This is a genomic window from Streptomyces sp. NPDC017676 (assembly GCF_044329325.1).
Lineage (GTDB): Bacteria > Actinomycetota > Actinomycetes > Streptomycetales > Streptomycetaceae > Streptomyces.
Genome location: NZ_JBIRJA010000002.1, coordinates 15,204 through 35,832, shown reverse-complemented (window position 1 = coordinate 35,832; position 20,629 = coordinate 15,204). Strand labels below are relative to the sequence as shown.

The 20,629-nt window shown below is 70.3% G+C and carries 14 protein-coding genes; 4 read left to right on the top strand and 10 right to left on the bottom strand.

Translation table 11 applies throughout. The features are described 5' to 3' along the window. The first annotated feature begins 69 nt into the window (after positions 1-69). Positions 70-1,620 (top strand): MFS transporter, encoded by a 1,551-nt coding sequence (locus tag ACH4LD_RS04585; RefSeq protein ID WP_398054543.1) that lies wholly within the window; start codon positions 70-72, stop codon positions 1,618-1,620. A 349-nt stretch (positions 1,621-1,969) separates the two neighbouring features. On the opposite strand, the gene ACH4LD_RS04580 is transcribed toward ACH4LD_RS04585, so the two are convergent. The 3 genes from ACH4LD_RS04580 to ACH4LD_RS04570 form a co-directional block, all read right to left on the bottom strand. After that, positions 1,970-2,902 (bottom strand): ADP-ribosylglycohydrolase family protein, encoded by a 933-nt coding sequence (locus ACH4LD_RS04580; protein WP_398054544.1) that lies wholly within the window; start codon positions 2,900-2,902, stop codon positions 1,970-1,972. A gap of 12 nt (positions 2,903-2,914) precedes the next feature. Then, positions 2,915-3,574 carry a histidine phosphatase family protein gene (locus tag ACH4LD_RS04575; protein WP_103815923.1) on the bottom strand — a complete coding sequence of 220 codons (660 nt, stop codon included), beginning with the start codon at positions 3,572-3,574 and terminating at the stop codon, positions 2,915-2,917. 148 nt (positions 3,575-3,722) lie between these two features. Continuing rightward, positions 3,723-4,328 (bottom strand): YdbC family protein, encoded by a 606-nt coding sequence (locus ACH4LD_RS04570; protein ID WP_132783361.1) that lies wholly within the window; start codon positions 4,326-4,328, stop codon positions 3,723-3,725. Positions 4,329-4,483: 155 nt separating this feature from the next. On the opposite strand from ACH4LD_RS04570, the gene ACH4LD_RS04565 reads away from it, so the two are divergent. Continuing rightward, on the top strand, positions 4,484-5,014 hold the full coding sequence (locus ACH4LD_RS04565) for a TerD family protein (RefSeq protein WP_398054545.1): 531 nt from the start codon (positions 4,484-4,486) through the stop codon (positions 5,012-5,014). A 73-nt stretch (positions 5,015-5,087) separates the two neighbouring features. Here the strand turns inward: ACH4LD_RS04565 and ACH4LD_RS04560 are convergent, their stop codons facing one another. Further along, on the bottom strand, positions 5,088-7,982 hold the full coding sequence (locus ACH4LD_RS04560) for a vitamin B12-dependent ribonucleotide reductase (protein WP_132783363.1): 2,895 nt from the start codon (positions 7,980-7,982) through the stop codon (positions 5,088-5,090). A 165-nt stretch (positions 7,983-8,147) separates the two neighbouring features. Beyond that, the gene (nrdR, locus tag ACH4LD_RS04555) at positions 8,148-8,699 is read right to left on the bottom strand and encodes a transcriptional regulator NrdR (protein ID WP_132783364.1); all 552 of its coding nucleotides are present in this window, start codon (positions 8,697-8,699) and stop codon (positions 8,148-8,150) included. A gap of 562 nt (positions 8,700-9,261) precedes the next feature. Between nrdR and lexA the strand changes: the two genes are divergently transcribed. Further along, entirely contained in the window at positions 9,262-10,041 is a 780-nt protein-coding gene (lexA, locus tag ACH4LD_RS04550) for a transcriptional repressor LexA (RefSeq protein ID WP_058082171.1), read from the top strand. A gap of 311 nt (positions 10,042-10,352) precedes the next feature. Here lexA and ACH4LD_RS04545 read toward each other — a convergent pair whose 3' ends face one another. The 4 genes from ACH4LD_RS04545 to ACH4LD_RS04530 all read right to left on the bottom strand — a co-directional run bounded on the left by ACH4LD_RS04545 (position 10,353) and on the right by ACH4LD_RS04530 (position 17,319). Continuing rightward, positions 10,353-12,344 carry an ATP-dependent DNA helicase gene (locus tag ACH4LD_RS04545; protein ID WP_132783365.1) on the bottom strand — a complete coding sequence of 664 codons (1,992 nt, stop codon included), beginning with the start codon at positions 12,342-12,344 and terminating at the stop codon, positions 10,353-10,355. Between the two features lie 269 nt (positions 12,345-12,613). Next, positions 12,614-13,384: a GNAT family N-acetyltransferase gene (locus tag ACH4LD_RS04540; RefSeq protein WP_398054546.1), complete on the bottom strand. Its 771-nt coding sequence runs from the start codon at positions 13,382-13,384 to the stop codon at positions 12,614-12,616. Positions 13,385-13,487: 103 nt separating this feature from the next. Further along, positions 13,488-15,557, bottom strand: coding sequence for an IucA/IucC family protein (locus ACH4LD_RS04535; protein ID WP_398054547.1), 2,070 nt, complete (start codon positions 15,555-15,557; stop codon positions 13,488-13,490). Positions 15,558-15,777: 220 nt separating this feature from the next. Beyond that, the gene (locus tag ACH4LD_RS04530) at positions 15,778-17,319 is read right to left on the bottom strand and encodes a diaminobutyrate--2-oxoglutarate transaminase family protein (RefSeq protein WP_398054548.1); all 1,542 of its coding nucleotides are present in this window, start codon (positions 17,317-17,319) and stop codon (positions 15,778-15,780) included. A gap of 499 nt (positions 17,320-17,818) precedes the next feature. On the opposite strand from ACH4LD_RS04530, the gene ACH4LD_RS04525 reads away from it, so the two are divergent. Next, positions 17,819-19,030, top strand: a complete 1,212-nt coding sequence (locus tag ACH4LD_RS04525) for a trypsin-like serine peptidase (RefSeq protein ID WP_398054549.1) — start codon at positions 17,819-17,821, stop codon at positions 19,028-19,030. 66 nt (positions 19,031-19,096) lie between these two features. Here the strand turns inward: ACH4LD_RS04525 and hflX are convergent, their stop codons facing one another. Further along, positions 19,097-20,587: a GTPase HflX gene (hflX, locus tag ACH4LD_RS04520; RefSeq protein WP_132783370.1), complete on the bottom strand. Its 1,491-nt coding sequence runs from the start codon at positions 20,585-20,587 to the stop codon at positions 19,097-19,099. Positions 20,588-20,629: the final 42 nt, after the last annotated feature.

Sequence of the window (20,629 nt, the reverse complement as noted above, 5' to 3'; positions counted from 1 at the left end):
TGGGGACTCACTACCGTGGACGCGGAAGTGAACGCGAGCGTTCACTAAAGCCTGTATGGGGGACCCACAGTGACGACCTCTCAGCTGCTCAAGGACGAACAGAAACCGGGCGTGGCCCGCCGGGAGGGGCATCCCGGCATCGCACTCACCGTCATCGCGGCTTGCCAACTCATGGTGGTACTCGACGCGACGATTGTGAATATCGCGCTCCCGCACATTCAAGAGGCGCTCAAGTTCAGCACCACCGACCTGACTTGGGTGGTCAGCGCCTACACGCTCACCTTCGGTGGTCTGCTGCTGCTCGGTGCCCGGGCCGGGGACATCCTCGGCCGCCGCCGGGTGTTCATGGCCGGCATCCTGCTGTTCACCTTCGCGTCGTTGCTGGGCGGTCTGGCCCAGGAACCCTGGCAACTGCTGGCCGCACGGGCCCTGCAGGGTGTGGGTGGCGCGATCGCATCGCCCACGTCGCTGGCGCTGATCACCACGACGTTCCCCGAAGGTCCCGAACGGAACCGGGCCTTCGGAGTCTTCGCCGCCGTCTCCGCGGGCGGTGGCGCCATCGGTCTGCTCGCGGGCGGCATGCTCACCGACTGGCTCGACTGGCGGTGGGTGCTGTTCGTCAACGTGCCCATCGGGGTGCTGATCGCCTCGCTCGCACCGCTGTACATCAACGAGTCCGAGCGGCATCCCGGACGCTTCGACCTCACCGGTGCGCTGACCTCCACGGTCGGTATGGCGTCTCTGGTGTACGGGTTCATACGCGCCGCTGAGGACGGCTGGCGGGACGGCCTCACCCTGGGCTCCTTCGGCGCGGCCGTGGTCCTCCTGTTCGCCTTCGTCTTCACCGAGATGCGGGCGAAGGAGCCGATCACCCCGCTCAGGATGTTCGCCGACCGGAACCGCTGGGGCACGTACGTGATCATGCTGAGCCTGGCCGCGGCGATGTTCGGCATGTTCTTCTACATCGTGCTGTTCGTGCAGAACGTGCTCGGCTACAGCGCCATCAAGGCCGGTCTCGCCTTCCTTCCCGTGACCGCCGCGATCGCGGTGGGGGCGGGCCTGTCCCAGCGCCTCCTGCCCGTACTGGGCCCCAAGCCGTTCATGATGGGCGGGTCCGCGCTGGTGGTCACCGGGCTGGTCTGGCAGACCTTCATCCGGCCCGACAGCACCTACGTGGGCGGGGTGCTGGGTCCCATGCTGGTGTTCGGCTTCGGCATGGGCCTGAACTTCGTGACGGCCACCGTCACCGCCGTGTCGGGTGTCGCCCCGCACGAGGCGGGAGCGGCTTCCGGGCTCCTCAACGCGATGCAGCAGGTCGGTGGTTCGCTCGGGCTGTCCATCCTGACGACCGTCTTCGGATCGGCCAGCACGCACGAGGCGGAGAAGCAGCTGCCGAAGTTCCTCGCCGACGCCTCGCCGGAACAGAAGGCGGAGTTCGCCAAGACGCACCAGCTGCCCACGCCCTGGGGTCACGAGGTGCTCGCCCACGGCATCTCCACGGCCTTCATACCGGCCGCGGCGATGGCCGCGCTCGGCTTCCTCACCGCTTGGCTGGTGCTCAGGGTCCGCAAGGGAGACCTCGACTCCCTGGCGGGCACGGCGGGACCGCACCTCGGCTGATCCAGGCGGAGCCGCGCGATGCCGCGGCCGACCGGATCGTCGCCGGGGGACCGACGGCACACGCGACGATCCGGTCGGCCGCACCACGGCCACCAGCGCCCCGGACAAGCCGAGCAACAGGAAGAACAGAGCCGGAACCAGCTCGGGCACCGGCAGCGATCCCGCGCCCGGCAAGGTGCACGTCATCTCCCGCCCCTCCGTCCCTCCTGGTCACGGTCACCGGCTCCACCCGCCCGCCCGACCACGAACGAGGTGGACGGCGGATACCGGAAGAACGGACAACGGTCACGCTGAGTTCCCGTCGGGCACGGAGAGTTTCTGCTCGCCGACGCCGAGCCGGCGAAAGCCGTCAGGCGGAAGGCATCGGAGGGAAGCCGTCAGCCCCGGTGGGCACCCAGTCCGGCAGTGCCTCGGTGTGCCGCACCCACTCCGCGGGCGGCGCCCCGGCCTTGCCCGCGGCCAGCACGCCTCCCACGATCGCGCAGGTCGTGTCGACGTCCCCACCCACCTGGGCGGTGGTCCAGAACGCCGATGCGTAGTCACCGAGAGAACGCGCGGCGGACCAGAGGGCGAAGGGAACGGTGTCATGGGCCGTCGTACGGCGCCCGCAGCCCAGGACGGCGGCGACGGTGCCGGCGTCGCCGTAGTCGAGCATGTCGCGGGCACGGCGCAGCCCCTGGCCGACCGCGCTCTTCGGGACGAGCGCGATGACGCCGTCGAGCAGTGCCTCCGGGGCGGGCGGCCCGTCGGGTGAGCCCACCATGGCTGCCGCCGCGGCCACGGCCATGGCCCCGACCACGGCTTCCCGGTGCTGGTGCGTGGTGTAGGCCGAGATCTCCGCCTGATGGGTCGCCTGCTCGGGGTCGTCCGCGTACCAGGCGCCCAGGGGCGCGATCCGCATCGCCGCGCCGTTGCCCCAGGACCCCTGGCCGTTGAAGAGCCCGGCGGCCAGCCGGCGCCAGTCCTCGCCTTCCCGGACGAGCCGCAGCAGCCGGTTGACGGCGGGGCCGTAGCCCCGGTCGAAGTCGTGGTGCTCGGCGAAGGAGCGTGCGAGCGCGTCCTGGTCGATGCGGTGATGGGTGGCGAGGACGGCGACCACGGAGCAGGCCATCTCGGTGTCGTCCGTCCACTGCCAGGGGCCTGCGGGCAGCTCGCGGCGCTTCAGCAGGGGGTAGTGCGCGGGAACGAAGAACTGGGAGCCCAGCGCGTCCCCCACGGCCAGTCCGCGCAGGCTCGCCAGGGCGCGTTCCAGGCGTACCAGGGAAGAGGAGTCAGCGGTCATCGCCCTGCCACTCTATCCGTTCACCCAGTACGGCACCGGTTCCCGCCAGCGCTCGAAGGGCCGGTCGAGTGTGTACTTGCCGTCCTCTCCCAGAACGAGCATCCGCATCTCGGCGTTCCCGGGGTTGGACAGTGACTCGAATTCCGCGACCGTCCAGTGGAACCAGCGCATGCAGAACAGCCGCATCGCCAGCCCGTGGGTCACCAGCAGGACGTTCGGCGGGTGGTCGGGGGCCTCGAAGCTGCGGAACAGGCTCTCCAGGAAGCCACCGACCCGGTCGTACACGTCGGCGCCGGACTCACCCTGCGGGAACCGGAAGAAGAAGTGGCCGTACGCGTCGCGGTAGGCCTTCTGCAGGCGTACGTCGTCGCGGTCCTGCCAGTTGCCCCAGTCCTGCTCGCGCAGCCTGGGCTCCTCCCGGACGCGTATGAGATCGGGGTCGAGGTGGAAGGCGCGGAGCGTCTCGTGGGTGCGGCGGTAGGGGGAGACGTACACGCTCACGCGTTCCCGGCCGAAGACCTCGCGGAGCCGCTTGCCGGTCTCCTCCGCCTGCCGCCAGCCGCGCTCGGTCAGCGCGAGAGCGTGGTCGGGCTCGCGCTCGTACACGGAGTCGTCGGCGTTGCCCGTGGACTCGCCGTGTCGGACAAGGACGATGCGCCGTGGTCGTGCCATGCCAAAACCCTAGTTCGAAGCATGGTGAGTCGAGCACTCATGGGGCCCCTATACGGCGTAGGTCACACGCCTGCCGTCGTCCGGGGCCGCTTCCGCACCAGCCTCACCCGCGGTTCCGGGCAGGTCGCCGGTTGGTCGGACCACCACGTCAGACCGTCCAGGACGGCTCCAGGTCCACGATGTCGCCGGAGAGCGCCGCGATGTCCGCCTCGGTCTGGGCACGCAGGGCGAGACGCTCCACACGCTCCGTGCGGTACTTCCCGTGCTCGGCCGCCGACCGCCACATCGACAGGATCAGGAACTCCTGCTCCGCGGCCTCCGCGAACATGCCGCGGATCATGCCGGGCGAACCCGCCATCGCGGGATTCCAGACCTTCTCCTGCATGAGCGTGAAGTGCTCCACGCGCTCCTCATGGATCCGGCACAGGGCCACGCGGATCAGATCGGCGTCGGTGAACCTCGGCTCGAAGCCCGTCTTCACGTCGAAGCGGTACTCGAACAACTTGACCTGGGCGTCCTTGAACGTGCCGGACTGGGCGGCGGCCAGGCGGTCGTGGGAACGGGCCATGAAGGAGTCGTAGAAGGCACGGCTCTCCCAGAAGGTGAAGATGTGCGCCACTCCCGCCCGCTGCCGGCTCCAGCCCCCGCCCTGTCCCCGAAATCCCGGCTCCCCCAGAAGCCCCGCCCATTTTCGCTGCCCCCGCTCGAACCCCCGGCGGTCCACCACGGTGCAGCGAATCCACTTGACCAGCACCGCGCCATCGTAAGGCCACCGGGCGTGGCGTCGGTCACGCTCCGGCGGAGATCGCCCGCGCACGCGCCCCCGCGCGCGTGGGACGATGGACGGCAAGGAACCCCGCCCGATGGGGAGTTGGGGTCGAGCGAGCCACAGGGGGAAGGGAAGGCCTGGTGACCGGCTTCAGCAAGGGAATCCGCAAGGTCGAGGTCGCGCTCAAGTGGGACCCCAGTCCGGCGGGTCGGCCGCCGACGGATCTCGACATCGTCGCCGGGACGTTCCTGTCGGGCGACCCGTACGGGGATCCGGCCTATCTGGTGCACTTCGACAGCCGCTCGCCGGACGGCACGATCCTCCTCAACCGCGACAGCACGGACGGCAGGGGCTTCGGCTGGGACGAGGTCATGACGCTCGAACTGGACCGCCTCAGCGACCGCTACGCGCGCGTGGTGGTGGGTGTCGTCATCCAACAGCGGCCCGGACACAAGACGTTCGCCCAGGTGCTGAACCCCGCCGTACGCATCCGTGAGGGGTACACCGTGCTCGCCGAGGACGGCTTCGCGTCGGTCCTCGGGTCGACGGCCGCCACGATCGCCGAGTTCGTCCGGGAGTCGGAGGAATGGACGTTCCGTCCCGGTGTGCGAGGCTTCGACGAGGACCCGGCCACCTTCACCCGGGTGATGGGCAGGGCACACCCGTCCTGAGGGTCCTGGGGCCCGTACCGGTAAGGGGCGCCGACCATGGGCCGGCGCCCCTTACTTCAGGAACGGCGTGTCATCAGCTGCAGCCGCTGGTCGAGCCGCAGCCCTCGCAGATGTAGCAGGAACCGGCCCGCTGCATCTTCGTACCGCAGGAGAAGCACAGCGGGGCGTCCGCCTGGATGCCCAGTTGCATCTCCACGAGCTCCGCGCTGGTGTGCGCCTGCCTCGGCGCGGGCTTGGCCGTCTCGGCCTCGGCCTTCGGCGTGGCGACCGCCTTCAGCTCCTGGGCGCGCGGGGCCGACTGGGCCAGACCCTCGACGTCGACCTCGTCCTCGGCCGGCTCGTAGGAGCCGGTCTCCAGGTGCCGCTGACGCTCCTCGGCGGAGTGGATGCCGAGCGCGGAGCGGGTCTCGAAGGGCAGGAAGTCCAGCGCCAGACGGCGGAAGATGTAGTCGACGATCGACTGCGCCATCCGGACGTCCGGGTCGTCCGTCATACCGGCCGGCTCGAAGCGCATGTTGGTGAACTTCGAGACGTACGTCTCCAGCGGCACGCCGTACTGCAGACCGACGGAGACGGCGATGGAGAAGGCGTCCATCATGCCCGCGAGGGTGGAGCCCTGCTTGGACATCTTCAGGAAGACCTCGCCGAGACCGTCGTCCGGGTAGGAGTTGGCGGTCATGTAACCCTCGGCACCTCCGACGGTGAAGGACGTGGTGATGCCGGGACGTCCCTTCGGGAGGCGCTTGCGGACCGGGCGGTACTCGACGACCTTCTCGACCGCGGCCCGGATGGTCTCCTCGGCCTTCTCGGTGACCTCGGCCTTCTCCTTCTCCTTGGTCTTCGCGGAGAGCGGCTGGCCGACCTTGCAGTTGTCGCGGTAGATCGCGAGTGCCTTGACGCCCAGCTTCCAGGCCTCGAAGTAGATCTCCTCGACCTCCTCGACGGTCGCCGTCTCCGGCATGTTGACCGTCTTGGAGATGGCGCCGGAGATCCACGGCTGGATCGCGGCCATCATGCGGACGTGGCCCATCGGGGAGATGGCGCGCTCGCCCATGGCGCAGTCGAACACCTCGTAGTGCTCGTGCTTCAGGCCGGGGGCGTCGATCACGTTGCCGTGCTCGGCGATGTGGGCGACGATCGCCTCGATCTGCTCCTCCTGGTAGCCCAGGCGGCGCAGGGCCTGCGGGACGGTGCCGTTGACGATCTGCATCGAGCCGCCGCCGACCAGCTTCTTGAACTTCACCAGCGCCAGGTCGGGCTCGACACCGGTGGTGTCGCACGACATCGCGAGGCCGATGGTGCCGGTCGGCGCGAGGACGGACGCCTGGGAGTTACGGAAACCGTTCTTCTCGCCGAGACGCAGGACGTCCTGCCAGGCCTCCGTGGCGGCGGCCCACACCGGGGTGTCCAGGTCGTCCATGCGGACGGCCGTGCCGTTGGCGTCGGCGTGCTGCTTCATGACGCGGTTGTGGGCGTCGGCGTTGCGGGCGTAGCCGTCGTAGGTGCCGACGACAGCGGCCAGCTCGGCGGAGCGGCGGTAGGCCGTACCCGTCATCAGGGAGGTGATGGCGCCGGCCAGGGCGCGGCCGCCGTCGGAGTCGTACGCGTGGCCGGTGGCCATCAGCAGGGCGCCGAGGTTGGCGTAGCCGATGCCGAGCTGGCGGAACGCGCGCGTGTTCTCGCCGATCTTCTGGGTCGGGAAGTCCGCGAAGCAGATCGAGATGTCCATCGCGGTGATGACCAGCTCGACGACCTTCTGGAAGCGCTCGGTCTCGAAGGACTGGTTGCCCTTGCCGTCGTCCTTCAGGAACTTCATCAGGTTCAGCGAGGCCAGGTTGCAGGACGTGTTGTCCAGGTGCATGTACTCGCTGCACGGGTTCGACGCGGTGATCCGGCCGGACTCGGGGCAGGTGTGCCAGTTGTTGATGGTGTCGTCGTACTGGATGCCCGGGTCGGCGCAGGCCCAGGCGGCCTCGGCGATCTTGCGGAACAGGGCCTTGGCCTCGACCTCTTCGATGACCTCACCGGTCATGCGGGCGCGCAGGCCGAACTTGCCGCCGTTCTCGACCGCCGTCATGAACTCGTCGTTCACACGGACCGAGTTGTTGGCGTTCTGGTACTGGACGGACGTGATGTCGTCGCCGCCCAGGTCCATGTCGAAGCCCGCGTCGCGCAGGACGCGGATCTTCTCCTCTTCCTTGACCTTGGTCTCGATGAAGTCCTCGATGTCGGGGTGGTCGACGTCGAGCACGACCATCTTGGCGGCGCGGCGGGTGGCACCACCGGACTTGATGGTGCCGGCGGAGGCGTCGGCGCCGCGCATGAAGGAGACCGGGCCGGAGGCGTTGCCGCCGGAGGACAGCAGCTCCTTGGAGGAGCGGATGCGGGAGAGGTTCAGGCCGGCGCCGGAGCCGCCCTTGAAGATCATGCCCTCTTCCTTGTACCAGTCGAGGATCGACTCCATGGAGTCGTCGACGGACAGGATGAAGCAGGCGGAGACCTGCTGGGGCTGCGGGGTGCCGACGTTGAACCAGACGGGACTGTTGAAGCTGAAGATCTGGTGCAGGAGGGCGTACGCCAGCTCGTGCTCGAAGATCTCGGCGTCGGCGGGCGAGGCGAAGTACTTGTAGTCCTCACCGGCCTTCCGGTACGTCTTCACGATGCGGTCGATCAGCTGCTTGAGGCTGGTCTCGCGCTGCGGGGTGCCGACGGCGCCCCGGAAGTACTTGCTGGTGACGATGTTGACCGCGTTCACCGACCAGAAGTCGGGGAACTCGACGCCACGCTGCTCGAAGTTGACCGAGCCGTCGCGCCAGTTGGTCATGACGACGTCACGGCGCTCCCACGACACCTCGTCGTACGGGTGTACGCCGGGGGTGGTGTGGATGCGCTCGACACGCAGTCCCTTGGTGGTCTTGGCGCCCTTGGCTCGGGAACCTCGTGCCGGACCGCTCGCCGTCTCTGTCATGCCGCCTCCCTGTACGGGCAAAAACGCCCTGAAATGCCCATTTGTTCCCATGGGCACGTGTTCCTGTCATGCGTTGCGGGCACCCTCAGCTGCCACCCGCAACAGGTCTTCGTTCGCCGCCTCCCGGCCGGAATCCGGGTCTCCTGCCGGTTTCCGGCCCTCCGGTCAGTCGGCGGCGCGGGCGGGCACGGGGACCTGGGTGGTCCCGCCGGGCCCGCGATCGTCTTCCTGGCTCCCCGCTCCCGCGTCTTCCTCGTTCGCGGCGGGGCCTCCCGTCGCCTCCCTCAGCTCCGCGATGGCGGCCTCGAAGTCGTCGAGCGAGTCGAACGCCCGGTAGACGGAGGCGAACCGCAGATAGGCGACGAGGTCGAGCTCCTGCAACGGACCGAGTATGGCCAGACCCACGTCGTGGGTGGTCAGCTCGGCGCTTCCGGTCGCACGCACCGCCTCCTCGACCCGCTGGCCGAGCTGGGCGAGCGCGTCCTCCGTGACAGGCCGTCCCTGGCAGGCCTTGCGCACACCGTTGATGATCTTGGTGCGGCTGAACGGCTCGGTGACTCCGGACCGCTTGACCACCATGAGCGAGCACGTCTCCACGGTCGTGAAACGACGGGAGCAGTCAGGGCACTGGCGGCGCCTGCGGATGGACGTGCCGTCGTCGGTCGTACGACTGTCGACCACACGGCTGTCGGGGTGCCTGCAGAAGGGGCAGTGCATGTTCTCCAACCCTCCTCACAGCAGACTCGTCAGCCTCACAGGACCCACAGGTCCCGCGAAGCAGCCCTAAGCATAGGGGATCGCCGAGGCTTCTCAGACCCGGGGGACCACAACTTCTGGGCTGCGGTAGCCATCCAACCACTAGATGTGGGGATTGGCTCACACAGCGAGGCAGATACGCGTGTCGCACCGGAGGGGCCGCCCCGGGCACGGTCGGCGGCCGGCGGAGACACGCGGGGCCGAGCAGTGTCGCCGCGACGCTTGCGGGGATACCGTGGGCGCCACAGGGAGGAGGCGTGGCACTCCCGCGCAGAAAGGACCCCGGATCACGGACTGCGGGATTCCGGATGGCAGACTGGGGCGCGGCCCACGAGGCCGACACACCCCGGCGGCGACAAGTACAACAATAGGCGCTTTTGTCCGCCAAGTATCGCGTTAGCAATACACCCAGACACATGATCGCGTCAGGTGAAACGCACTTTTTCACTCGAACGTGTGTTTGGCGCAACCTTTCGAAAGCAACTACCGTTGTCCAGCAGGGAGACCATCGAGAGGGGCCGACGTGACCACCACCGCAGACAGTGCCACCATCACCGCCCAGGACCGCTCCCTGGGCCGAGTCGAGCCGGTACACGCGATGAATGAAGCCACGAATCCCGAGGGACACAAGCGCTCCCTGCCGGGCCGACCTCCAGGCATCCGGGCGGACAGCTCCGGACTCACCGACCGGCAGCGCCGGGTGATCGAGGTCATCAGGGATTCCGTACAGCGGCGCGGTTACCCGCCGTCGATGCGGGAGATCGGCCAGGCCGTCGGCCTCTCCAGCACGTCCTCGGTCGCCCATCAGCTGATGGCGCTGGAGCGCAAGGGCTTCTTGCGCCGCGACCCGCACCGCCCGCGCGCGTACGAGGTGCGCGGATCCGACCAGGCCGTCACCGTGCAGCCCACGGACACCGCCGGCAAGCCCGCCGCGTCGTACGTCCCGCTGGTCGGCCGCATCGCCGCCGGTGGCCCGATCCTCGCGGAGGAGTCCGTCGAGGACGTCTTCCCTCTCCCCCGCCAGCTCGTCGGTGACGGCGAACTGTTCGTCCTCAAGGTCGTCGGCGACTCGATGATCGAGGCCGCGATCTGCGACGGTGACTGGGTCACCGTCCGCCGCCAGCCGGTCGCCGAGAACGGCGACATCGTCGCCGCCATGCTCGACGGCGAAGCCACCGTCAAGCGCTTCAAGCGCGAGGACGGCCACGTGTGGCTCCTCCCGCACAACGCGGCCTACGAGCCGATCCCCGGCGACGACGCCACCATCCTGGGCAAGGTCGTCGCCGTGCTGCGCCGCGTGTGACACCCGCGGCGGGCGGGCCGGCCGGCTCGCTCCCTGACCGGGCCCCGGGACCCCTGCGCCGGTTCCGGGGCCCTGCGTATGTCCGACGCCGTGCGTGCGTCCGTCCGAGGCCCGCCCTGTGTACGTCCGACGCCGTGCATGTGCCTGTCGGAGGCCCTGCCCTGTGTACGTCCGACGCCGTGCATCTGCCTGCCCGAGGCCCTGCGTGTGTCGTGCAGCCTTGTGGGTCATGGGCGCCGTGGGGCCGTATCGCGTCGCCGGGTGGCCCGACGACCCCGACCGGCGCCGATCGGGGTCGGGCTACCCCGCGATCACTTGGCAGCCACCGGCTGCGCCTCCGCCTGCTTCGCCACCGCGTCGATCGCGGCGAGCGACTTGCGGACCTGGTTACGGTCCGTGGTGTACCAGAAGTCCGGCAGTGACGCCTTCAGATAGCCGCCGTAGCGCGCGGTGGCCAGCCGCTGGTCCAGTACGGCGACCACGCCCCGGTCGCCGGAGGCCCGGACGAGACGGCCGGCGCCCTGCGCCATGAGCAGGGCCGCGTGGGTCGCGGCCACCGCCATGAAGCCGTTGCCCCCCGCCTCCTCCACCGCCTTCTGGCGCGCGCTCATCAGCGGATCGTCGGGTCGCGGGAACGGAATTTTGTCCATGACGACCAGCTGGCAGCTGGGGCCCGGGACGTCCACGCCCTGCCACAGCGACAGCGTGCCGAAGAGACACGTCTTCGGGTCGGCCGCGAAGTTCTTGATCAGTTCGCCGAGCGTCTCCTCGCCCTGGAGCAGGATGGGGAACTCGGGGATCCGGGAACGCAGCTCCTCCGCGGCGAGCTGAGCGGCCCGCATGGACGAGAACAGGCCGAGAGTGCGCCCGCCGGCCGCCTGGATCAGCTCGGTCAGCTCGTCCAGCATGTCGGAGCGCTCGCCGTCGCGCGCGGGACGGGCCAGATGCTTGGCGACGTACAGGATGCCCTGCTTGCGGTAGTCGAAGGGTGAGCCGACGTCGACGCCCTTCCACTTCGGCAGGTCCTCGCCCTCCGCACCCTCCGGGCCGAGCCCCAGCGAGGCGCCGACGCCGTTGAAGTCGCCGCCCAACTTGAGCGTCGCCGAGGTGAGCACCACGGCCCGGTCGGCGAACAGCTTCTCCCTGAGCAGACCGGAGACCGACATGGGGGCGACACGCAGGGACGCGCCGAAGCGGTCGTGCCGCTCGTACCAGACGACGTCCCACTCGGAGCCGTTCACGACCCGCTCCGCCACGTCGTGCACCGTCTCCACCGAGGCCAGCGCCTGCTTGCGGACCGCGTCCTCGTCCTGGACGGACTTGTCGCGCGTCGTGCCGATCGCGGTGATCACCGTGCGGGCGGCGTCCCGCAGCGCCATCAGGGCATAGCCGAGGTCTTCCGGGATCTCTTCGAGGCGGCCCGGCAGCGCGAGTTCCATGAGCCGCTCGAAGCCCTCGGCGGCGGTCTGGAGTTGATCGGCGGCCTTCTCGTTGACCAGCTTGGCGGCACGGCGCACCGCGCGGTTGACCTGGCCGGGTGTGAGTTCGCCGGTGGCGACGCCCGTGACACGGGAGACGAGCTCGTGCGCCTCGTCCACGATCAGCACCTCGTGCTGGGGCAGCACCGGGGCACCCTCGATGGCGTCGATGGCCAGCAGCGCGTGATTCGTGACCACGACCTCGGCGAGCTTGGCCCGCTCACGGGCCATCTCCGCGAAGCACTCCGCGCCGTACGCGCACTTCGACGCACCCAGGCACTCCCGCGACGACACCGAGACCTGAGCCCAGGCACGGTCCGAGACGCCCGGGGTGAGATCGTCCCGGTCGCCACTCTCCGTCTCGTCGGCCCAGTCCCGCAGCCTCAGCAGGTCCTGGCCCAGCTTGCTGGTGGGCGCCGCGGCCTCGAACTGGTCGAAGAGGCCCTCCTCCTCGTCCTGCGGCATGCCCTCGTGCAAGCGGTGCAGGCACAGGTAGTTCGATCTGCCCTTGAGCATCGCGAACTCCGGGCGGCGGCGCAGCAGCGGGTGCAGGGCGTCGACGGTGCGCGGCAGGTCCCGCTCGACGAGCTGGCGCTGCAGGGCGAGCGTGGCCGTCGCGACCACCACCCGTTCTCCGTGCGCCAGCGCGGGCACGAGGTAGCCGAGCGACTTTCCGGTGCCGGTGCCGGCCTGGACCAGCAGGTGGGATCCGTCGTCGATCGCCTCGGCGACCGCTTCGGCCATGGTCACCTGGCCGGGGCGCTCCGTGCCGCCGACGGCGGCGACGGCGGCATGCAGGAGTTCGGGGAGGGAGGGCTTCGTCATAGCCTGACCACCCTACGACCCTGCACTGACAAACGGAGGGTCGTTACGGGGGCAGGGGGAGGGCTCACGAGCGGGGCTCCTGGGTGGCGGTGGTCTGGAGGTGGAGTGCGACCGAGTTCGGGATTCTGGGGCGGACGGGAGCAGGTGGTCTGCATCGGGGCGCACCGTCCCCGGCTCGGGGGCGGGGGTCGCCCGAAACTTTTTCTTCGACGCGGGAACACCGCGGATCCGCCACTCGTATCTATCAGTGAGCACCCGGTCACGGGGCGCTACAGAACGTCGCGCAGGACCCGGTCGCGGATCATGAGGGCGGCCCGCTTGTCGGGCAGGTCGACCTCCGCCGCGAACCGGAAGCCCGCGCTCAGGAACGCGGCGATGGAGGGGGTGTTGCGAAGATCGGGTTCCGCCACGACACGTGCGCACGTGGGACGCCGGTCGAGGATCAGGTCGGCCACGGCTCGGAGCAGGACGGATCCCAGCCCTCGCCCCCGGTCGGCGGCGGCACCGACCAGGAGGTGGACCCCGGTGTCGTGCGGGCGGACCGGGTAGTGACGGGCCAGCGGATCCAGGTCCGCACGGTAGATCTCCCAGTAGCTCATGGGGGTGCCGTCGAGTACGCCGAGGCACGGCACGCTGCGCCCGTCCCCGTGGAGTTGCGCCCGCAGGTGGTCCTCCGTCCGGTTCCGGGGCCCGGCCAGCTCCCAGAACTCGGCGACGGCCGGATCGTTCATCCAGCGGTGGACGAGCGAGAGGTCCTGATCAAGGCGTACGGGCATCAAGTGGAAGGAGCCGGCCGGGGTCACGACCGGGCCCCACGTGGCGGGTCGGCCGAGGAGGCCGGTCGTCGCCCCGGCGCGCAGGGCGACGAACTCCGCGGGCAGGCACAGCTCCAGTGTGTCCTCGCTGTCCGGGTCGTCGTCCTCGACGGTGAAATACCCGAAGGAAGAGTTCCGGGGCCCCGCGGTGGCCGCGCGGGGAGCGGCGCTGTCCGGTTGGGCGGGGACGGGGCCGGTGTCGGCGCTCGCGTCGGTGGGAGGCACGGTGCGCTCCTCTCAGGAGACGTGGTGGGTCATGTTCCTCGGACGGGAGACGGTGCGGCTCGCTGAGGGCGGTCCGCTCAGGTGGTGCGCGGAGGTACGTCGCTCATGAATGAAGGGGGTTGGCGATGGTGACGTAGACGGACTGGGTGTCGACCGGACCGACGAGTTCGTCGAGGCCGTGGAGCCGGGTCAGCAGGTTGGCCTTGCAGCGCAGGACGGGTGAGTCGAGGAGGCGGCCGGGCAGGGAGGTGCGCAGCGGGGTGGGCCCCGAGGCGAGGGCGGTGAGGAAGCGGCGGAAGGCCGCGAGCAGCAGCCGCTCGTCGGCGAGGCGCTGTGAGCCGAGGGCGCCGATGAGTCCGAACACGTTGTTGACGGCGAGGTAGTAGACGAAGCGCTCGTCGGTGACCTCGTCGGGGACGAAGGTGTCGCTGTGCTCCCCGACGCCGGGCAGCCGGGCGGTCAGTTCGGCTCGCCGGGACTCGCGGAAGTAGTACCCCTGGTTGTCGCGGTAGCGGCCGCCGGCGGGCCAGCCCTGGCGGTCCAGCAGGACCAGCGTGTTCTGCTGGTGCGCTTCGAGGGCGATGCCGGTCTCGGCGTCCAGCCAGAGGACGGGCCGGACGACCTGCTCCAGGTAGCGCAGGAACCACTCGGTGGCGACGGCGCCGACGGGGCGGCCGGTGTGTGCGGCGAGACGTGCGACGAGTTGGGCCAGCCGGGACCGCATCGGCCGAGTGGGGTGGTGCGGCGCGGGGCCGGCGGGCGGCTCGGGCAGCGGGCGCGGGGTGAGGAGCCCGGCGACGCAGCCGACGTCGTCGGCCGGGGTGAACGGATTGTGCCGGATCACCACGTCGAGTCCCGGCACGGGCAGGCCGTCCGGGCCGTCGACGGCGATCCAGGCCGGGTCGCGCACGATGTCGAAACCGGGGTGCGCGGTGTGCCACCGGCGGGCGAGTCCGGTGCGCAGGAGGCGCTGCACCTCGACCCCGCGGTGGAGTTCCTTGCGGAGGTTCTCCCGGCGGGAGTTGGTGATGCGCAGGGCCAGCGAGAGCTTGAGCATCGCGGGGGCGCCGGATCGGTGCACGGTGCGTACGGAGGAGGTGGGAGACCAGGGAGCACCCAGGAGACCGAGGTCGCGGAGGAGTCCCGAGTCGAGCAGCGCGGCGACGGGCGGGCGGTGCCGGACCTCGCGGGCCTGCCATGGGTGCAGTGGCAGGGCGGTGTAACCGTCGGGCAGCGGCAGTCCGGTGCCGGCGAGGCGGCGGACGAGGCGGCCGGCGGGCACGGGACGGCCGCGCTCGGTCCAGGCGGAGTCGGTCGCGAGGAGAGAGGGGGCGACGGCCAGCCAGTGCAGGGGGAAGGAGCCACGGGACTCCGGTGAGTACCGCTCGGCTTCCGCTTCGGTCAGGCCCTCCCGGCTCTTCGGGGTCGGATGCAGCGGGTGCCCGAGCAGGAGGGCCTGTTCGGCGCTGAGGAAGCGGTCGGGGGTGTCGGTGGGGTGTTCCCGCCGGTGCTCGATGAAGGTGGCGGTACGGCGGACGGAGTCGGCGACTCTGGCCACGAGATCGGGGCCGTCGGCTCGATGACCGGCGTCGGTGTCAGGACGGGAGCCGGTCCCATTGGAGTCGGTGCTGTTGAAGCCGGTGCCGTTGGAGGCAGTGCCGTTGGAGCCGATGCTGTTGAAGCCGATGCCGTTGTAGCCAGTGCCTTCACCGGAACCCGGAGAGGTGTGAGGCGAGGGGGCTGCGGTGTCGGTCGACTCGGGGACGGATTCTCTTGTGAGGAGGGCCGCGAGCGTGACGGCGTCGATGGGTGGCGCTGTGTCGGGCGCGTCGGCCAGGCGCGGCAGGCCGAAGCGGTGCCAGCCCGTCGGGGACCAGTGGTGGACCGGGGCGATCAGGGTGGCGCCGCTGGCCGGTAGGGGGATGCGGAGGCTGCCGGTCGCGGGAGCGGTGAGGCCGGTCTCGCGGATCCAGCACCGCATGAGGTTCTCGACGGCGGCGGCCTGGGCGGCGGCGAGGGGATCGGGGTCCTCCAGCGGATCGGCGACGGGAGCTGTCCACCGGACGGGATCCGTCTCCCGCTTCTTCTGCTGCGGGACCGACTCGATGAGCGGTGCGGCAGAGGACGGGGCGCCGGAGCCCCCCTGGTCGTCGGGGGTGGGGGTGGCGTTCATGACGCTCCTCTGGGGCTGGAGTGAGGTGGTGCGGGCCCGTTCCGTGGTCCGCTCGGGCGCTGTTCCTTCGTGATCGGCGGTCGGTGGGGCGGGATGGCCATGACGTTTGTGGTCGGCGGTGGACGTCGGCCTGGACACCCGGCTAGGGGGTGGAACGGATATGCGGAGCGATGGGCGCCCGAAGATCGGCGCCGGGGGCCGGGGCGGGCTCGGGTGGTGTTCAGCCCGCGCGCTGGGCCGGGCAGGGCCGGCATTGCTCGTGCGGGCCATGGGATTGGTGGTGGCGGGCGGCCGCGGCCACCGCGTCGGTCAGCCGGTCCAGTACGGCTGTCGCCTGTTCGTCGCTGATCGTGAGGGGCGGCAGCAGCCGGACCACGGACGCGTGACGGCCGCCGAGTTCGACGATCAGTCCGCGCTGGAGACACTCCCGCTGCACGGCGGCGGCCAGGTCGGGGGCGGCCGGGCACGGCGTGCGGGTGGGCTCCGGCCCGGCGGCCGTACCACTGGGGCCAAGCGTGCCGTCGGCACCGGAGTCACCCGAGTAACCGAAGTAACGGCAGTCACCGAAGTCGCCTGCCGCACCTGGGTCACCGACGTCACCGGCGACGGCCGCCGGGCGAGAAGCCGTGTGTTCGGCGTCCGGGTTCACCAGCTCGACCCCGATCATGAGTCCGCGCCCTCGGACGTCTCCCACGCACGGGAACGCACGGGTGAGTTCGGCGAGTTGGGTCAGCATGCGTGCGCCGAGGGCGGCGGCGCGTTCGGCGAGGGCGTTCTCGCGGACGTGGGCGAGGGTGGCGGTGCCCGCGGCCATGGCGAGCTGGTTGCCGCGGAAGGTGCCGGCGTGGGCCCCGGGTTGCCAGACGTCGAGATCGTCACGGTAGACGATCACGGCCAGCGGGAGGCTGCCGCCGATGGCCTTGGACAGGACCATGACGTCGGGGGTGACGCCACTGTGGTCGACGGCCCAGAAGGCGCCCGTACGGCCGACTCCGGTCTGGATCTCGTCGGCGATCAGCGGGATGGACCGGTCCGCCGTGAGCCGGCGCATGCGGCGCAGCCAGTCGTCCGGCGCGGGGATCACTCCGCCTTCGCCCTGGACCGGTTCGAGGATCATCCCGGCCGGGAGCGGGACGCCGGATTTGGGGTCATCGAGGAGGGTCTCGGTCCAGCGGGCGGCGAGTTCGGCGCCGTGCGGGCCGCCGACGCCGAAGGGGCAGCGGTAGTCCTGCGGGTAGGGCAGGCGGGTGACCTGGACATCGGGGGCTCCGCCGGAGGCGGCCAGGGCGCCGGCGGTCATGCCGTGGTAGGCGCCGGTGAAGGCGAGGACGCCGGTGCGGCCGGTCGCGGTCCTGACCAGTTTGAGGGCGGCCTCGACGGCGTCGGTGCCGGCCGGTCCGCAGAACTGGACGCGGGAGCGGTCGGCCAGACCGGGTGGGAGTGTGCGGAACAGCTCGGTCACGAAGGCGTCCTTGACGGGGGTCGCCAGGTCGAGGACGGAGAGGGGGGCGCCGGAATCGAGGACCCTGCGGATGGCTTCCAGCACGACCGGGTGGTTGTGGCCGAGGGCGAGGGTGCCGGCACCGGAGAGGCAGTCCAGGTAACGCCGGCCGTCGGCGCCCTCGATGGTGAGTCCCCGAGCCCGTACGGGCACGATGGGCAGGGCTCGGGCATAGGTGCGTGCCGAGGACTCACGCGCCGACTGGCGTCTGAGGATTCCCTCGTGCACGGCCGGCGCCTCCCCGGACGTGCCTCCAGCCATCGACTCCGTAACGGCCACGGCGTGCTGTCCTCCCCGCTGCTCGAAGGCGAGTTGATCCTCGGGGACCGGACACTGGCGGCAGGTCCCACCGGCTACAACAGCGGACCGTTCGGGCGGTTACGGGCTCGCATGGAGATCCTTGGCCGGACGGCACGTGGACGAGCCCCCCCGGCACTCCCACCGGACGGCGCCCCCCGTGCCGCCCTCGGTAGGCATGGGCGACCCGCGGACGCACCCGGGGCGGTCTTGGCTGACAGGTCATCAGCCGGCACGGTCACCGCGGCCGACGAGGCGGCTCCCGGACCGGCCGGAGCTCGTTCCCAGTTCAGGCAGCCTGTGACGGAACCGTTGCCCTCCCGTCAGAACTCCCCCACCGCGACGGCATAGTGTGTGATGCCGTTCCCAGAAGGTCGTGAGACCGGCATGAACCTTCCATGAGTTCGCCGCCGGTGTCGGGGCCGAAGCGCCGAATTCTCTTCACAGCAGGGGGAGTCACAACATGCGATCCATACGGCCGTCGTTCACCGCTCGGCGAGGGAGGGGTGGTCGTCGGACCTCCACCTCGCTGACGGCGGTCGCCCTCGTGTCGGTGCTGGCGCTGACGGCCACCGCCTGCGGCGGCGACGACAACGCCGACGGCAAGCCGTCCGCGGTGAGCACCGGCGACGGCAAGATCACGATCCCGGACGATCTGAAGCACAGGCTCAAGGAACACGGGATCGACATCGACAAGTGGAAGCACGGCGCCTGGAAGAACTGGAACCGGGACGACTGGCTGCGTGAGGCCAACGACTTCATCAACCCGATCATCAAGGGCCTGTGGGACCCGGACCGGATGCGTGACGCCGACGACCCGGACCGGGGCGTCGACGACAACGACATCTCCGGTGACCAGGGTGTGACGGACCCGACACCGCAGCCGGTGCAGGCACGTGCGGTCACCCCGCCGTACCACACCAGTGCGGCCACCTCGGGCAAGCTGCTCTTCGACGCTCCCGAGGGCACCATGGTCTGCTCCGCGACGGTGGTGACGGACCCGGCGCACCCGGGCAAGTCCAACCTCGTCTGGACGGCGGGTCACTGTGTGCACGCCGGCAAGAAGGGCGGCTGGTACCGCAACCTCGCGTTCGTGCCGTCGTACAACGACCAGGGCAAGTCGGCGGCCGAGCTGGAGAACGCCAGCCGGTCCGAGATCGCGCCGTACGGCGTGTGGTGGGCCGACGCGGCGAAGACCTCGCAGCAGTGGATCAGCAAGGGGGGCGAGACGGGCGGTGACGGCGCGTCGTACGACTTCGCCGTCATCCATGTGACGCCCGAGCAGGGCAGTGGCGGCAAGTCGCTGGAGGAGACCGTCGGCGGGGCGCTGCCGGTGAACTTCGACGCGCCGGCCGTGCCCCAGGTGAAGAGCATCACGGCGTCCGGCTACCCGGCGGCGGCGCCGTACGACGGCCAGCTGCTGTACCAGTGCCAGGACAAGCCGGGCCGGCTGTCCATCGAGCAGTCCGACCCGACCATGTACCGGATCGGCTGCACGATGACCGGTGGCTCCTCCGGTGGCGGCTGGGTGGAGACGGGCGCGGACGGCAAGCCCGCGCTGGTGTCGAACACGTCCATCGGCCCGGTGCGTTCCGGCTGGCTGGCCGGTCCCCGGCTGGGTGAGGTGGCCAAGAGCGTGTACGAGTCGGTGAGCAAGCAGTTCGCCGGGCAGTGACCTGGCGGTGGGCATGACGAGGGCCCGTCACCCGAGAGGGGTGGCGGGCCCTTGTGACCGGGCGGGTCAGCCCGCGGAGACCGGTACGTACGGCGCGAGGTCCGCCGCCAGCTCCTCGTGCACCCGGACCTTGAGCAGGGTGCCCTCCGCGGTGTGCTCCTCGGAGATCACCTCGCCCTCGGTGTGGGCGCGGGCGACCAGCTTGCCGTGGGTGTACGGCACGAGCGCCTCGATCTCGACCGAGGGGCGGGGCAGCTCGTCGTCGATCAGGCCGAGCAGTTCCTCGATGCCCTGGCCGGTGCGCGCCGATACGGCGATCGAGCGCTTCTCGACCCGCAGCAGCCGCTGGAGGACCAGCGGGTCGGCCGCGTCCGCCTTGTTGACCACGACGATCTCGGGCACGTCGGTGGCGCCGACGTCCCGGATCACCTCGCGTACGGCGGCGAGCTGCTCCTCCGGGTTCGGGTGCGAGCCGTCCACCACGTGCAGGATCAGGTCGGAGTCACCGACCTCCTCCATGGTGGAGCGGAACGCCTCGACCAGGTGGTGCGGCAGGTGCCGGACGAAGCCGACGGTGTCCGCCAGGGTGTAGAGCCGGCCGCTTGGGGTCTCGGCCCGGCGGACGGTCGGGTCCAGGGTCGCGAACAGCGCGTTCTCGACCAGGACGCCGGCACCCGTGAGGCGGTTGAGGAGGGAGGACTTGCCGGCGTTGGTGTAGCCCGCGATGGCGACGGACGGCACCTTGTTCCGCCGGCGCTCCTGGCGCTTGATCTCGCGGCCGGTCTTCATCTCCGCGATCTCCCGGCGCATCTTCGCCATCTTCTCGCGGATCCGGCGCCGGTCCGTCTCGATCTTGGTCTCACCGGGGCCACGCGTGGCGAGGCCACCGCGACCGCCACCCATCTGCCGGGACAGCGACTGACCCCAGCCGCGCAGCCGCGGCAGCATGTACTGCATCTGCGCGAGCGCGACCTGCGCCTTGCCCTCGCGGGACTTGGCGTGCTGGGCGAAGATGTCGAGGATCAGGGCCGTACGGTCGATGACCTTGACCTTGACGACGTCCTCCAGCTGGATCAGCTGGCCGGGGCTCAGCTCACCGTCGCAGATGACGGTGTCCGCGCCTGTTTCGATGACGATGTCGCGCAGCTCGGCGGCCTTGCCGGAGCCGATGTAGGTGGCCGCGTCGGGCTTGTCACGGCGCTGGATCACGCCGTCGAGCACGAGCGCGCCCGCGGTCTCCGCGAGGGCGGCCAGCTCCGCGAGGGAGTTGTCTGCGTCCTGCGCCGTGCCGGTCGTCCACACGCCGACGAGCACGACCCGCTCCAGGCGGAGCTGGCGGTACTCGACCTCGGTGACGTCCTCCAGCTCGGTGGACAGGCCCACCACGCGGCGCAGCGCCGCGCGCTCGGAGCGGTCGAACTGGTCGCCGTCCCGATCGCCGTCGATCTCGTAGCTCCAGGCGACGTCCTCTTCCATCAGGGCATCGGCCCGAAGACCCTCGGGATAGGCGTGCGCGAGGCGCTTGGTGTCCTGGGAAGGGGAAGAAGAGGAGGTCATTGGATCCTTACGTCGATGAGATACGTCGGTGGGAGTGCCGTC

What these genes read in the sequence shown, in the direction of transcription:
- ACH4LD_RS04525 (WP_398054549.1), top strand. Translation starts at nt 17,819, where the DNA reads ATGCGATCCATACGGCCGTCGTTCACCGCTCGGCGAGGGAGGGGTGGT.
- ACH4LD_RS04580 (WP_398054544.1), bottom strand. Translation starts at nt 2,902, where the DNA reads ATGACCGCTGACTCCTCTTCCCTGGTACGCCTGGAACGCGCCCTGGCG.
- ACH4LD_RS04560 (WP_132783363.1), bottom strand. Translation starts at nt 7,982, where the DNA reads ATGACAGAGACGGCGAGCGGTCCGGCACGAGGTTCCCGAGCCAAGGGC.
- ACH4LD_RS04535 (WP_398054547.1), bottom strand. Translation starts at nt 15,557, where the DNA reads ATGAACGCCACCCCCACCCCCGACGACCAGGGGGGCTCCGGCGCCCCG.
- ACH4LD_RS04545 (WP_132783365.1), bottom strand. Translation starts at nt 12,344, where the DNA reads ATGACGAAGCCCTCCCTCCCCGAACTCCTGCATGCCGCCGTCGCCGCC.
- ACH4LD_RS04530 (WP_398054548.1), bottom strand. Translation starts at nt 17,319, where the DNA reads ATGGCTGGAGGCACGTCCGGGGAGGCGCCGGCCGTGCACGAGGGAATC.
- ACH4LD_RS04575 (WP_103815923.1), bottom strand. Translation starts at nt 3,574, where the DNA reads ATGGCACGACCACGGCGCATCGTCCTTGTCCGACACGGCGAGTCCACG.
- nrdR (WP_132783364.1), bottom strand. Translation starts at nt 8,699, where the DNA reads ATGCACTGCCCCTTCTGCAGGCACCCCGACAGCCGTGTGGTCGACAGT.
- hflX (WP_132783370.1), bottom strand. Translation starts at nt 20,587, where the DNA reads ATGACCTCCTCTTCTTCCCCTTCCCAGGACACCAAGCGCCTCGCGCAC.